Raw genomic sequence first — 13,472 nt, 5'->3', positions numbered from 1 at the left:
CGGAAAACTCGGCGGGTGGAGTGCGGATATTTTGCCAAAATCAGGAAGTCTTTTTCAGACCATCCTTAGCTGCTGCAACTGACGCCAGAGCATCCAGATCACCACCACACTCAGGCAGACGTTGGACAGTGGCAGCGCCAGCCAGACGCCGTTGAGGCCCCATATCAGCGGTAGGATGGCCAGGAACGGCAGTTGGATCAGCATGTTGCCCACCGTCACCAGTGTGGCGTAACGCGCCTGGTCCATGGCTTGGAAAAAGCTGGCGGCCAGGACGATAAAACCATCCAGAAACATGGCGAACAGGTGCAGGCGAATACCGCTGGCGCTGGCGTCGAGCAGGGCCGCATCGCTGCCACTGAATATGCTGGCAAAGGCTTTGGGCAACAGCAGCAGGGCTGCCGTCATCAGCAGGCCACTGCCGACCGCCGTGAGCACGCCCAGGCGCAGCACGCGGCGCACTTTGTCCGGCTCGCGGGCCCCGTAGAAGTAGCTGACCAAGGGCTGCATGCCGCCGCAGACGCCTTCGGCAAACATGTAGTAGAACGCCATCAGGTAACCGGCGATGGCATAGGCGGCCACCTGCAGCGGGCTGCCGTAGTGCATAAACAGCAGGTTGTGCAGCACCACCACCAGGCTCATGTAGAGGTACATCAGCATGCTGGAGAAACCGGTGGTGAGGATGTCCAGGCTCTTGCGCAGGTTCAGCGTGCAGGCGGCCAGGGGCATCTGCAGCGGGTTGTGACGGCTGCAGATAAAGCCCAGGCAGATGAGTACCGACAGGCTCTCGCCGATCACCGTGGCCAGGGCCGCGCCGTGCAGGCCCCATTGCCAGACGATGATAAACAGGTAGTCGAGTGCCACGTTGGTCAGCGCGCCCACCAGCATGGCCAAGGTCGCCAGGCGCGGTGCGCCGAGGTTGCGTACCAGCAGGGGCAGGGCGATGGAACCGAATACCAAAGGCGCGGCCCAGCCGATCACCTGCAGGTAGTCGTTACCCAGTTGCGCCAGGTTGCCCTCGGCGCCTTGCATGGCCATAAACGCCGGGCCACTCAGTACCACCAACACGCCTGTAGGTATGCCTAAAAGAACCAGCAGCCAGAGGGCCTGGGCCAGGTAGCTGCGTGTTTCTGGCCACTGCGCGGCGCCCTGGGCCAGTGAACATTGAGCGCCGCCGCCCATGCCGATCATCATGCCGATGGCCAGCATCGGCCCGGACAGCGGCCAGGCCATGTTGATCGCCGACAAACCGGTGGCCCCCATTGCGTGACCGATTAAGATGCCGTCGACGACCATGTACAGGCCGCTGATCATCAAGGCGGCGATGGCCGGAATGCTGTAGCGCCAGAAGGTGCGGGTGATGCTTTGACTGTTCATAAAAAATTCACAGGGGAAAGGCTGCGCGTTTGGCTCAGCCGATTTCGAGGGGCTGGCAGGCTTTGGCCAGCAACTGGCTCAGCTGCTGCATTTCTTCACGGCTGAGGTTTTGTTCAAGGCTGGCGGCGGTTTGCACGTAGACATCGCGCTCTTCCTGCTCCAGTGCGTTGGATTTGGCCGTGGCCAGTAGACGCATGGCGCGGCCGTCTTCACTGCAGGGCAAGCGTTGCAGGTAACCGCGGGCTTCCAGTTTGCTGGCCATGGCACTGGCGCTGGCCTTGCTGACGTTCATGCGCTCGGCCAGTTCGGTCAGGCGCAGGCCGTTTTCGGCGGACATCAGGGCATACAGGTAGTCCAGCTCGCTGTTGCTCAGCTCCATACTGCCGCTGTGCTGGGCGTACTGCCGCCAGTGGTGCCACATGTGCCACTCAAGGCGCTTCAGACTGTCGGTGATCGGCATGCTGGCTCTCCGTTATATTTCGTTAGGCTAACTAACTATTTAGAGCGTGGCAAGCTCGGTGCCAATCGGCGTTGGCGCGCATGGGCTTGAGGTCAGCGGTAGCGGGCGAGTATGTAGTCGAATTCGCCAGCCTGTTTCATCTGCACCATGGCGCGCAGCAGGACCATGGTCGGTACATCCGGTGCGTCGCGGACGATGCAGGCGATGGGATCGGCAGCCACTTCGCTCAGGTGGTGCAGTTTCTCCCCGGGCGCTTGGTGGCGGTTGAACCAGTGCAGCGAGAGTTCGTTGCTGATGGCGTAGCGGTAGCGCCGGGCGCTGAGTTTGAGCAGGACTTGATCCTGTGTACGGGCGTCTTCACGCTGGATCTGGCCGCTGGTGAACAGCGGCTCCAGGCGCGGATAGGTGAAGCCGAGAACGGTGCCCAGGCGCTCATTGAGCAGTTGCTCAGGCTCCAGTTTTTCGGGAGTGACAACTGCCAGCACATCACGTTGGGTCATAAAGGGCAGGCTCCAGATATAGCGATAGTGGCCACTGTTGACCCAGTTCGGGCTGACGTAGCAACGCACATCGATCTCTCCGGTATCCAGCGCCTGTTGCACGCGCATGCGCGGCATCACCAGCAGTTCGGCCTTGCGCCCAACCTTGGCGGCCATACGCTGTTGCAGGTCGAGCAGAATGCCTTCCACTGCCTTGCCGTCTTCGATACGCACCATGGGCATGGCCCAGCTGTCATTGATCGAGAAGCGCAGCGCCCGCTCGGTGGCAAGTGATGCGCTGCTCAGGGTGAGCAACAGCAGGGCAGGCAACAGCTTGGACACCAGGGCAGATCCTTTGCGTTGTAGACGCTTCAGCGGGTCATTGGCAGGGCGGCGCCCATCAGTGCAAACATTCCGCCGCAGCAGCGGTTGAAGCCTTTGCCAGTGCGCTGTAGCCAGGGGCGAACGCGGTGGGCCATGCGTGCCAGCAGGTATTCGACGCTGCCTTCGACCACCGCGAAGGTCAGCGCCATGATGGCGAACTGCAGCCAGAGGTCACCGCGCGGGTCGAGAAACTGCGGCAGAAACGCGCCGAAAAACAGGATCACTTTTGGGTTGGAAATGGCTGACAGCAGGCCTTGGCGAAACAGCTTGAAAGGGCTGGTCTCGCTGGCTTTCTCGGGCATTGCAAGGTGCAGTGGCGGGGCGCGCCAGAGTTGAATGCCGAGCCAGATCAGGTAGACGCCACCGAGCCATTTGAGGATGGTCAGAGCCTGCGCCGAGGATTGCAGTAGGGTGCCGATACCGAGCATCGACAAGGCCATCAGCAGGGTAAAACCCAGCACCCCGCCACTGACGGTAAACAGGGTTTTGCGATGGCCGTACAAGGCGCCATGGCTGAGCGCGAGCAGGCCATTGGGGCCAGGCGTCAGCGACAGACCCAATACTGCCGTAAGAAAGATCAGCCAGGTGTGCAGAGCCATAAGACAGGTATCCAGAAGCGGGAGAGTGCAGAGCAGAGCCTGCGTGCCTCTGTTTTTTCATGCTGTGACTGGATAGTCAAGCCGCCTTAGGTCGCAGCTACGGATATGCCTAAGTAACGACCCTGCCGGTGAAGGCAGGGCCGTCGTTATCAGCGGTTGGCTTCTTTGAAGTTATCGTCGGACGGTTCCTTGGTGTAGGCGCCTTGGTCGTGGACCAGTTTCTTGCTGCCATTCATCAGGGCAGTGATGCGGCTATCACTGGTTTTCGCCGAAGCGGCCTGGTTGCTGGTGCCGCTGATCAGTGGCGGGTTGCTACTGAACGACCACAGGTAGTGCCAGACCGCCGCATTGTGCTTCTCGGTCAGTTGCGTGGCGTTGAAGTACCAGGGCTTGAGTTCGCTGAAGGCGGTCATGTTCATCAGCCCGCTGTTGCTATCACCGATAAAGCCGGTGCTGCTGGCCCCGGAGGTGCGGTAGGTCTCGAAGATCACCCCTTTGGTTTTCAGCGCGCTGACATAGCTGCGACAGACTTCGCCGACCCACTTGTTGCCCAGGTAGCTTTTCGCGTTGTTGGAGTAGAAGGGGTCGAGCAGAGCGACGCGTTTGGGCAGCAGCTTGCTGTTCACTGTCCCGGCGCTGACCGCATCGCTGATCTTCTTGGTCAGCACGATGGCCATCTGGTTGCCCAGGGAGTGCCCGGCGATGCGGATATTGCTGCCGCTGTAGCCGGCGAGGTTGGCTTTGTAGCTGTTGAACAGCAGGTCGCTGGCCGATTGAGTTGGGCCATTGCTGTAGACGCCGCTGCTGTTGCGCCAGCGCATGGTGCGTGGACCACTGGAGGTCCAGATCTTGGCCTCGGCATCCTTTACTTCACCTTCATCGGCGAACTGGTTCCAGTACAGCACTCCGACGTTGTAACCGGCGGCCAGCCAAGCGTGGGCCAGATCCAGATCCGGGCCGCCGGCATCCTTGCGGTTGAAGGTTTCGCGGTTCTTCTTTTGCGTCGAGCCATTCTGCCAGCCGTGGATATAGATCAGTGTCGGTCTGCTGGCCACGTAGTAGGCATTGCTCTGGCCGGGCACAGCTTTCTGCCAGCTGTCGCCGTAACCGAACCAATACAGGCCGTGGTCGAGATTCTGGAAGGTGCTATCGGGGAACACGCCCACGGCAGCCTGGCTCAGGGAGGTAAAACTTAGCACCGGCAATAGCAGCAGCTTGCGCATGGCGAAACCTTTCTTGTTATTAGGGAAAGGCGAGCATATAGATTGTCCGACAATCATCCATCACCCGGACGGGTGAGGCCACCCAGTCGCCTGTTCACGGGTGCTTGCGCGATGTGTCTTGCTCCACGTTATGAGCATCTTTGCCTCAATAGCCGGCAGCTTTGTTGTGCATGGCCTGACGTGCTGAGCGGACGAAACACCCCAGGCTGTGGCAAACTCCGTGGCTCGTAACAGGACGTTTCATGGATCGAGTTTGCTGAGCCTGTCAGCCGTTTTTTTGCCCATGGCCTAGCCTGCCCTGGGCGTATTGCCTAATTGGCCGCTGCCTGCGGCGAAGAACAAAGAGGAATGACTGTGCATAACGTCGTGATCAGTGGTACCGGCCTCTATACCCCGGCAAACAGTATTTCCAACGATGAGTTGGTCGAGTCGTTCAACGCTTTCGTTCAGCAATTCAATGCCGACAACGCCGCGGCCATCGCCAGCGGTGAAGTCGAAGCGCTGAGCGAGTCGAGCAGCGGCTTTATCGAAAAAGCCTCGGGCATCAAGAGCCGTTTTGTCATGGACAAGGCCGGCATCCTCGATCCCAAGCGCATGGCGCCGCGTCTGCCGGAACGCAGCAATGAAGACTGGGGCATCCTCTGCGAAATGGCCGTCGGCGCCGCCAAGGACGCTATGGCCCGCGCCGGCAAGACCGCCGCCGATATCGACGGGGTGATCGTGGCCTGCTCCAACCTGCAGCGCGCCTACCCGGCTGTGGCGATTGAAGTGCAGGCCGCGCTGGGCATCCAGGGTTTCGGTTACGACATGAACGTCGCCTGTTCCTCGGCCACCTTCGGCATCCAGGCTGCAGCAAACAGCGTGCAGCTGGGCCAGGCCCGCGCGATTCTGATGGTCAACCCGGAAATCTGCACCGGCCACCTGAACTTCCGTGACCGCGACAGCCACTTTATCTTCGGTGACGCCGCCACGGCGGTGATCATCGAGCGTGCCGACCAGGCGACTTCGAACTGCCAGTTCGATATCGTCGGCACCAAGCTGATCACCCAGTTCAGCAACAACATCCGCAACAACTTCGGCTTCCTCAACCGCTGTGCGGAAGAGGGTGTTGATGCACGTGACAAGCTGTTCGTCCAGGAAGGCCGCAAGGTGTTCAAGGATGTCTGCCCGATGGTTGCCGAGCTGATTGCCGCACACCTAGCCGAAAACAAACTGAACGTCGGCGATGTGAAGCGCTTCTGGCTGCACCAGGCCAACCTCAACATGAACCTGCTGATCGCGCGCAAGCTGCTCGGCCGTGATGCCGAGCCAGGCGAAGCGCCGGTGATTCTCGATACCTACGCCAACACCAGCTCGGCCGGTTCGGTCATCGCCCTGCACAAATACCAGGAAGACCTGCCGAGCGGCGCCCTGGGTGTGCTCAGCTCGTTCGGTGCGGGCTACTCGATTGGTAGCGTGATCCTGCGGAAGCATTGATGGATTACCCAGCTGATCAGGCGCTGCTGACGCGTCTGCGTGCAGGTGAACAGAAGGCCTACCGCGAACTGGTTGCCACCTATCAGGGGGCAATGCGTGCGGTGGCCTTTGCTATTGTCGGCAGCCGTAATGCCGATGAAGTGGTGCAGGACGCCTGGCTGGCTGTGGTGCGCAGCCTCGATGGCTTTCAGGCGCGATCCAGCCTGAAGACCTGGCTGCTGACTATCACCGCCAATACCGCGAAAACCCGCCTCAAGAGCAATCGCCGTGAAGTGCTGCTCGACGACATTCCCTCGCCTCACGGCAGCATCGGTGATGAGCGTTTCAGTGGCGATGGCCATTGGCTGCTGGCGCCACATGCCTGGCATCACGACTCCCCGGAAGCCTTGCTGACCGAGGACGAATTGCGCGAATGCCTGGAGAAAACCCTGGCCAGTCTGTCCGAGCTGCAGGGCAGCGTGCTGCACCTGCGTGAGCGCGAAGGGCTGGAGTTGGAGGAGATCTGTAATCTTTTGCAGGTCTCGCTCTCCAATGTGCGGGTGCTACTGCACCGCGCGCGTCTCAAGGTCTTTGCTACCTTGGAGCATTTTGAGGAGACCGGCCAATGTTGAGCTGTAAGGAGTTGGTGGCCCACTCCAGTGAATTTCTTGATGGCCACCTGGGCCTGCGCAAACGCCTGTCCGTGCGCATGCACTTGGCCATGTGCGTGAATTGCCGGCGCTTTATCAAACAAATGCGCTTGAGTCAGGCAGTGCTGCGACGGCTACCGCGAGGGCAGAGCCCAGAGCTTGATGAGCTGGCGAGCAAACTTGCCGAATTGCGACGGCAGCAGCACTGAATCTACTGCTGTCTGATTACCTCTATTCGCTTTGCGCGGCTTTCAGGGTTTCATAAGCTGGGGCCGCGTAGATGCCGACTTCCACTGCCAACTCCATCACGCGTGGCAGGTCAGTGCTGTACACCAGCACGGCTTGCAGCTCGTCATCCAGCGGCTCGCTGAAATCCAGCAAGACATAACCCTTGGTTTCCGGTGACAGGCTGGACAGTTGCACCTGTATGCGGTTCAGCGCTTTCAGTGGCTCGACTTTCACCAGTTGCTTGGGTTTGAGCACAAAGCTCACCTCAGGGCCAAACGACTCGGTGATCTGCTGGAACAGTTCGTCATAGCTGTCTGCCTGGAACAGCACGGTTTCCGGCAGGCTGCCGATCACCACCCATTCGCCCAGCGGAATCGGGAAACTGTCGTCGAAATTGATGTCCGGGTTGGCTACGAGAAACGCCTGCGGGTCGGCGTAGGCCTGGGCGGCCTCATCGGCGATGCGCGCGACCTCTTCCGGCAGCATGCAGCCCGAGCTTATTTTGCTGATCAATTCTTCGAGCTGGGCTTTCATTGGGGTCATCCTGCGGCATAAAAGAGGCCGGCAAGGATAGCCGGAAATGGCCGTGTCGCGCTGCGTTTACGCGGCATGGCCTGTTAAGCTTGCGCACTTTTACTGGGTTCCATCTTCCAGGAGTTTTTGTGAGCGCACATGTCCACCCCCTGGCCGGTCAGTCGGCTCCTGTTTCCCAGTTGACCGACATCGCCGCGCTGCTGGCGGCCTATTACGACCTGCAGCCGGATCCCCGCGTAGCCAGCCAGCGGGTGGCGTTCGGCACCTCCGGGCACCGTGGCAGTTCCCTGGCGCACAGCTTCAACCAGGCTCATGTGCTGGCGATCAGCCAGGCGATCTGTGATTACCGCAGCAGTCAAGGCATCAGCGGCCCACTGTTTATCGGTGCCGATACCCATGCGTTGTCGGCGCCGGCGCTGGACAGCGCGATTGATGTGCTGGCGGCCAATGGCGTGCAGACTCTGATCTCCGCGGGCGGCGAATTCACCCCGACGCCGGCGGTCAGTCAGGCCATTCTGGTGCACAACCAGGGCCGCAGTTCGGGTCTGGCCGACGGCATCGTCATCACCCCGTCGCACAACCCGCCGGACTGCGGCGGCTTCAAGTACAACCCCAGCAACGGCGGCCCGGCCGACAGCGATATCACCACCTGGGTGCAGAACCGCGCCAATGCGCTGCTCGAAGGCGGCCTGCGTGAGGTCAAGCGCATGCCTCTGGCGCAGGCGCGGCAGGCGGCCAATGTGCAGGCATACGATTACCTCGTCAGCTATGTGAATGACCTGGACAATGTCATCGACTTCGCGCCGATCCGCGCCGCTGGACTGCGCCTGGGCGTCGATCCGTTGGGCGGAGCCGGGGTGCATTACTGGGGGCGCATCGCCGAGCAGTACGGCCTCAATCTGGACGTGGTGAGCCAGGTCATCGACCCGCAGTTCGCCTTTATGAGCCTGGACTGGGACGGGCAGATCCGCATGGATCCGTCCTCCAGTCATGCCATGCAGCGCCTGATCGGCCTGAAGAACGGCTACGACATCGCCTTTGCCTGCGACACCGACTACGACCGCCACGGCGTCGTCGCGCCAAGCGTCGGCCTGCTGCCGGCCAACCACTTCCTCAGTGTGGCCATCGATTACCTGTTCCAGCATCGCCCGCAGTGGAGCGCCACAGCAGCGGTGGGCAAAACCCTGGTCAGCAGCGCAATGATTGATCGCGTCGCCGCGCGCCTGGGCCGGCCGTTGCAGGAAGTGCCGGTGGGCTTCAAATGGTTTGCTGGCGGCCTGTTCGACGGCTCTCTGGGTTTCGGCGGCGAGGAGAGCGCTGGGGCGACCTTTCTGCGCCGTGATGGCCGAGTTTGGACCACCGATAAGGACGGTGTCGCCCTGGCCCTCCTGGCCGCAGAGATGACCGCCGTAAGCGGGCGTGATCCCGGCGAGCTGTATCAGGGCCTGAGCAACGAGTTCGGCGCCATCTATGCCGACCGCGTCGATGCGCCGGCTACAGCGGCGCAGAAGAAGGCCTTAGGCAAACTGTCTCCTGCACAGATCAGTAACCGTGAACTGGCTGGCGACGCCATCACTCAGGTGCTCGACAAGGCCCCTGGCAATGGCTCGGCGATTGGCGGCATCAAGGTGATCAGCGAAGGCGGCTGGTTCGCCGCGCGGCCATCCGGCACCGAGGATATCTACAAGATCTACGCCGAGAGCTACCGTGATGAGGTACATCTGCAGCGCATCTTCAGTGAGGCGCAGCAGATCGTCGATGCGGCCTTGGTTGCGCCATAACCCCGTGAGCATGCCTATGTATCGCCTCGATCTGAAAATTCGGCTGCATAACGGCACTGACATCGCGCTTGGGCCTGGCAAGGCGGATCTGCTTGAGGCGATTGCTCTGCACGGCTCGATTAGCGGCGCTGCGCGCGCCATGGGCATGTCCTATCGGCGCGCATGGCTCTTGGTGGAAACCATGAACCGCAGTTTCCGTCAGCCGCTGGTCAGCACACTGGCCGGCGGCAAACACGGTGGCGGCACGCAATTGACTGAAACCGGTGAACAGGTTCTGCAGCGCTATCGGGCGCTCTGCGCGCAGGCGCTGGCGGCGGTGCAGGGTGGTTGCGATGAGTTGGCCGATTTTTTGGCTGATGCCCCGCCAACTGACAGCTGAACCCGATCACGGTGATTATCGAGTACTGGCTGATCAGCGCAATTGCGCTTCGGCCAGGGTCAGGCTGTGCGGAATACGTGTAGCGTCCCAGTGCTGACTGGCCCAGCGCAGCAGTTCAGCAGGCTGGCCATGGCTGGCGCCGTCCGGCAACTGCTGGCCAAGCGCACGCAGGGCGCGAATCAGCAGTGGAGTGGCCTGGTCGGCTGGTAGCGGTGGCGAGCGGTAGGATTTGCCCAGCTTGTGACCATCCGGCTGGATGATCAGCGGCACATGCAGGTAGCGCGGTTGCGAGAGGCCGAGCAGCTCCTGCAGATACAGCTGGCGCGGGGTGGAGTCGAGCAGGTCGGCGCCACGTACCACATCGGTCACGCCCTGCCAGGCATCGTCGAGCACCACCGTCAGTTGGTAGGCATACAGGCCATCGCGGCGGCGAATCACAAAGTCGCCGACCTCGCGGCCCAGGTGCTGGCGGTAATCACCCTGCACGCGGTCGACAAAGTGGTAGCTCAGCTCCGGCACGCGCAGGCGAATGGCGGCATCTGTAAAGCCGTGGCCGGCATTGCGGCAGGTGCCGGGGTAGATGCCTTGAGTGCCTTCCAGCTGCTTGCGTGAGCAGGTGCAGGCGTAGGCCAGGCCCTGGCTGAGCAGGCGTTCGACCAGGGCGGCGTACTCGCCGTGACGCTCACTCTGGCGTACCAGCTCGCCATCCCATTCGAAGCCATAGCTTTCCAGGGTGCTGAGAATCCCGGCCTGGGCGCCGGCGACTTCGCGTGGTGGGTCGAGGTCTTCCATACGCAGCAGCCAGCGGCCGTTTACCGCGCGCGCGTCCAGATACGACGCCAGGGCGGCGACCAGTGAGCCGAAGTGCAGATAACCGCTAGGGGTGGGGGCGAAGCGGCCGATGTAGGCGGGTGTGTTCATACGTGCGGGTCAACAGGCTTTGAAAACTACCTGCGTGGTCGATACTGCGTTAGAAATGACCTCAACAAGCCGCTTGCGGCTAACGCGCTTAAGCGCGGCCCGAAGGGCGAGTGAAACGAGTAATGCTCATTTACACCAGTAAACTCCGCTTTCTCGGTCATTTCTGCCTTGTCTCGCCTGCCTCGCCTACGTTTTCAAAACCTGTTGCGGATACATATGCAGAGACAGAAACAACAGAGGGTGCCGAAGCACCCTCTGGGTCAGATCAGGAACCGATCTGCTTTTCCTTGATTTCCGCCAGCGTCTTGCAATCGATGCACAGGGTGGCGGTTGGGCGGGCTTCCAGTCGGCGGATGCCGATTTCGACGCCACAGGAATCGCACCAGCCGTAGTCGTTGTCTTCGATCAGTTGCAGGGTTTTGTCGATCTTCTTGATCAGCTTGCGCTCGCGATCACGGGCACGCAGTTCCAGGCTGAACTCTTCTTCCTGGCTGGCGCGGTCCGCTGGATCGGGGAAGTTGGCTGCTTCGTCCTGCATGTGGTGCACAGTACGATCAACTTCCTGCATCAATTCCAGCTTCCACTTGTTGAGGATGCCGGTGAAGTGGGCGCGCATCGGCTCACCCATGTATTCCTCGCCCTTTGTTTCTTTATAGGGCTCAAAACCACGAGTCAGTTGGCTGCTTTTTGCTTTTGCTTTGGTGGGCATGGATGACCGCCTCTCACTCTCTCTAATCCACTGCGCAGGACGGTGTCCCTTGCCGATCCTACCTTGGGTAGAAGCGGCCCTGCGGCTGCAAGCGGGCGAACTTACCAGAACAACTCGGCCTGCGCCACTCCCGGTTGTCGAAGCTGCGCCGGGTATGCTTTAGAATCCGCGGCTTAATCCAGACCAAGGCAGTCCCATGGCCCAGTCCTACAGTGCGCGCAGCCGCGCCATAGAACCTTTTCACGTGATGGCTCTGCTGGCCCGCGCCAATCAGCTGCAGGCTGACGGCCATGATGTGATCCACCTGGAAATCGGCGAGCCGGACTTCACCACTGCCGCGCCGATTGTCGCCGCCGGGCAGGCGGCCCTGGCCGATGGTCACACCCGCTACACCGCCGCACGCGGCCTGCCGGCCCTGCGTGAGGCGATTTCCAGCTTTTATGGCCAGCGTTACGGTCTTGATATCGACCCGCAGCGCATTCTGATCACCCCGGGCGGCTCGGGCGCCTTGCTGCTGGCCACCAGCCTGTTGGTCGACCCCGGCAAACACTGGCTGCTGGCCGACCCCGGCTACCCTTGCAATCGCCACTTTTTGCGCCTGGTCGAAGGCGCGGCGCAGCTGGTTCCGGTTGGCCCGGATGTGCGTTATCAGCTGACGCCCGAGCTGATAGAGCGCTATTGGGACCAGGATAGCGTTGGTGCGTTGGTGGCATCCCCGGCCAACCCGACCGGCACCTTGCTCAGCCGCGACGAGCTGGGCGGGCTGTCCCAGGCGCTGAAAGCGCGCGGCGGGCATCTGGTGGTGGATGAGATCTACCACGGCCTGACCTATGGCGTGGACGCTGCCAGCGTGCTGGAAGTGGACGACGAGGCTTTCGTGCTCAACAGTTTTTCCAAGTATTTCGGCATGACTGGCTGGCGTCTGGGCTGGCTGGTGGCGCCACCGGCTGCGGTGCCGGAGTTGGAGAAGCTGGCGCAGAATCTCTATATCAGCGCGCCGAGCATGGCTCAGCATGCCGCGCTGGCCTGTTTTCAGCCGCAGACCCTGGAGGTTCTCGAACAGCGCCGCCACGCGTTTCAGCGCCGCCGCGACTTCCTCCTGCCGGCGCTGCGTGAGCTGGGCTTCAAGATCGCTGTGGAGCCGGAAGGCGCCTTCTATTTATATGCCGATATCAGCGCCTTCGGCGGTGATGCCTTTGCCTTTTGCCAGCACTTTCTGGAAACCGAGCATGTGGCCTTTACTCCCGGCCTGGATTTCGGCCGCTACCAGGCCGCGCAGCATGTGCGCTTTGCCTACACCCAGGACTTGCCGCGTTTGCAGCAGGCGGTGGAGCGGATCAAGCGTGGCCTGATCAGCTGGCAGTTCCATGCAGTTTGAGCCGCCGCTGGAAGAAGGGCGTCTGCTGCGTCGCTACAAGCGCTTTCTCGCCGATATCGAGACGGCCAGCGGCGAGCGGCTGACCATCCACTGCGCCAATACCGGCTCGATGCTCAACTGCATGAGCGAGGGTGCGCGCATCTGGTTCAGTCGCAGTAACGACCCCAAGCGCAAGCTGCCGGGCAGCTGGGAGATCGGCGAAACGCCACACGGCCGTCTGGCGGTGATCAACACAGGGCGCGCCAATGTCCTGGTGGAGGAAGCGTTGCGCGCCGGGCTGATCAGTGAGCTGAACGGTTTTACCAGCCTCAAGCGCGAAGTGCCGTACGGCCAGGAGCGCAGCCGGATCGATTTCCGTCTGGACTACCTCACAGGCGTGGCGTTTGTCGAGGTCAAGAGCGTAACCCTGGGGTTTGCCGATAGCCGTGTCGCTGCCTTTCCCGATGCGCGCACCGAGCGTGGCAGCAAACACCTGCGTGAACTGGCGGCACTGGCCCGTGAGGGCATTCGCGCGGTGCAGCTTTACTGCGTGAACCTGACGGACATTGATGCCGTGCGCCCGGCCGAAGAAATCGACCCGGCCTACGCCGCTGCGTTGCGTGAGGCGGTGAGCGCGGGTGTTGAAGTGTTGGCCTATGGCGCAGCCATCAGCGCGCAGGGCGTACAGCTGGTCAAGCGTTTGGAGGTGCTGCTGTAGGCTTTGCTTCAATAATGTGTTGCAGGGGCGGAGAGTAATCCCGCGATTGTTCCAGATGACCAAGTGCATGTTAGGTAGGTTGGTGTTGAGCGTAGCGAAGCCCAACAGGTGCAGGCAGGCTGCGTTGGGCTTTGTCGCGTTGCTCCTCAACGGAGCGCCGCCCGACCCAACCTACGCTCTGGCCTCCATGCAGTCGCAGTCGCGACACTAGCGGTAAAGCT

General features: G+C 61.4%; 15 protein-coding genes. 7 read left to right on the top strand and 8 right to left on the bottom strand.

Annotated elements, in window-relative coordinates; translation table 11 throughout:
- Window positions 1-54 precede the first annotated feature (54 nt).
- The 5 genes from BLW24_RS00495 to BLW24_RS00475 form a co-directional block, all read right to left on the bottom strand.
- Window positions 55-1,374: an MATE family efflux transporter gene (locus tag BLW24_RS00495; RefSeq protein WP_090375380.1), complete on the bottom strand. Its 1,320-nt coding sequence runs from the start codon at window positions 1,372-1,374 to the stop codon at window positions 55-57.
- Between the two features lie 34 nt (window positions 1,375-1,408).
- On the bottom strand, window positions 1,409-1,834 hold the full coding sequence (locus BLW24_RS00490; RefSeq protein WP_208600120.1) for a MarR family winged helix-turn-helix transcriptional regulator: 426 nt from the start codon (window positions 1,832-1,834) through the stop codon (window positions 1,409-1,411).
- A gap of 92 nt (window positions 1,835-1,926) precedes the next feature.
- Entirely contained in the window at window positions 1,927-2,655 is a 729-nt protein-coding gene (locus tag BLW24_RS00485) for a substrate-binding periplasmic protein (protein WP_244161050.1), read from the bottom strand.
- Between the two features lie 29 nt (window positions 2,656-2,684).
- On the bottom strand, window positions 2,685-3,296 hold the full coding sequence (locus BLW24_RS00480) for a LysE family translocator (protein ID WP_090375378.1): 612 nt from the start codon (window positions 3,294-3,296) through the stop codon (window positions 2,685-2,687).
- A gap of 149 nt (window positions 3,297-3,445) precedes the next feature.
- Window positions 3,446-4,519, bottom strand: a complete 1,074-nt coding sequence (locus BLW24_RS00475) for a hypothetical protein (protein ID WP_090375376.1) — start codon at window positions 4,517-4,519, stop codon at window positions 3,446-3,448.
- Window positions 4,520-4,873: 354 nt separating this feature from the next.
- Between BLW24_RS00475 and BLW24_RS00470 the strand changes: the two genes are divergently transcribed.
- The 3 genes from BLW24_RS00470 to BLW24_RS00460 are packed head-to-tail and all read left to right on the top strand — an operon-like array spanning window position 4,874 to window position 6,833.
- A complete protein-coding gene (locus tag BLW24_RS00470) occupies window positions 4,874-5,995 on the top strand; it encodes a beta-ketoacyl-ACP synthase III (RefSeq protein ID WP_090387583.1) in 1,122 nt (373 codons plus the stop codon).
- Window positions 5,995-6,606 (top strand): RNA polymerase sigma factor, encoded by a 612-nt coding sequence (locus BLW24_RS00465; RefSeq protein ID WP_090375374.1) that lies wholly within the window; start codon window positions 5,995-5,997, stop codon window positions 6,604-6,606. Before BLW24_RS00470 ends, BLW24_RS00465 begins: the two co-directional genes overlap by 1 nt.
- Window positions 6,600-6,833, top strand: a complete 234-nt coding sequence (locus BLW24_RS00460) for an anti-sigma factor family protein (protein WP_090375372.1) — start codon at window positions 6,600-6,602, stop codon at window positions 6,831-6,833. The genes BLW24_RS00465 and BLW24_RS00460 overlap by 7 nt, the downstream gene beginning before the upstream one ends.
- Window positions 6,834-6,855: 22 nt before the next feature.
- Here BLW24_RS00460 and BLW24_RS00455 read toward each other — a convergent pair whose 3' ends face one another.
- Window positions 6,856-7,386: a hypothetical protein gene (locus BLW24_RS00455; RefSeq protein ID WP_090375370.1), complete on the bottom strand. Its 531-nt coding sequence runs from the start codon at window positions 7,384-7,386 to the stop codon at window positions 6,856-6,858.
- 128 nt (window positions 7,387-7,514) lie between these two features.
- Here BLW24_RS00455 and pgm point away from each other — a divergent pair, with 128 nt between their 5' ends.
- Window positions 7,515-9,167, top strand: a complete 1,653-nt coding sequence (gene pgm / locus BLW24_RS00450) for a phosphoglucomutase (alpha-D-glucose-1,6-bisphosphate-dependent) (protein ID WP_090375368.1) — start codon at window positions 7,515-7,517, stop codon at window positions 9,165-9,167.
- A gap of 16 nt (window positions 9,168-9,183) precedes the next feature.
- Window positions 9,184-9,546: a winged helix-turn-helix domain-containing protein gene (locus BLW24_RS00445; protein WP_090375366.1), complete on the top strand. Its 363-nt coding sequence runs from the start codon at window positions 9,184-9,186 to the stop codon at window positions 9,544-9,546.
- Between the two features lie 33 nt (window positions 9,547-9,579).
- Here BLW24_RS00445 and gluQRS read toward each other — a convergent pair whose 3' ends face one another.
- Together gluQRS and dksA are read right to left on the bottom strand one after the other, a co-directional pair.
- Window positions 9,580-10,467, bottom strand: a complete 888-nt coding sequence (gene gluQRS / locus BLW24_RS00440; protein ID WP_090375364.1) for a tRNA glutamyl-Q(34) synthetase GluQRS — start codon at window positions 10,465-10,467, stop codon at window positions 9,580-9,582.
- Window positions 10,468-10,732: 265 nt separating this feature from the next.
- Window positions 10,733-11,176, bottom strand: a complete 444-nt coding sequence (gene dksA / locus BLW24_RS00435; protein ID WP_090375362.1) for an RNA polymerase-binding protein DksA — start codon at window positions 11,174-11,176, stop codon at window positions 10,733-10,735.
- A gap of 196 nt (window positions 11,177-11,372) precedes the next feature.
- Between dksA and BLW24_RS00430 the strand changes: the two genes are divergently transcribed.
- On the top strand, window positions 11,373-12,554 hold the full coding sequence (locus tag BLW24_RS00430; RefSeq protein WP_090375360.1) for a pyridoxal phosphate-dependent aminotransferase: 1,182 nt from the start codon (window positions 11,373-11,375) through the stop codon (window positions 12,552-12,554).
- Window positions 12,544-13,251 (top strand): DNA/RNA nuclease SfsA, encoded by a 708-nt coding sequence (sfsA, locus tag BLW24_RS00425; RefSeq protein WP_090375357.1) that lies wholly within the window; start codon window positions 12,544-12,546, stop codon window positions 13,249-13,251. The genes BLW24_RS00430 and sfsA overlap by 11 nt, the downstream gene beginning before the upstream one ends.
- The last annotated feature ends 221 nt before the right edge of the window (window positions 13,252-13,472 follow it).

The sequence above is a fragment of the Pseudomonas anguilliseptica genome (genome assembly GCF_900105355.1).
Classification (GTDB): domain Bacteria; phylum Pseudomonadota; class Gammaproteobacteria; order Pseudomonadales; family Pseudomonadaceae; genus Aquipseudomonas; species Aquipseudomonas anguilliseptica.
The sequence above is the reverse complement of the archived record's forward strand: the minus strand, read 5'-3'. Positions and strand labels throughout refer to the sequence as shown.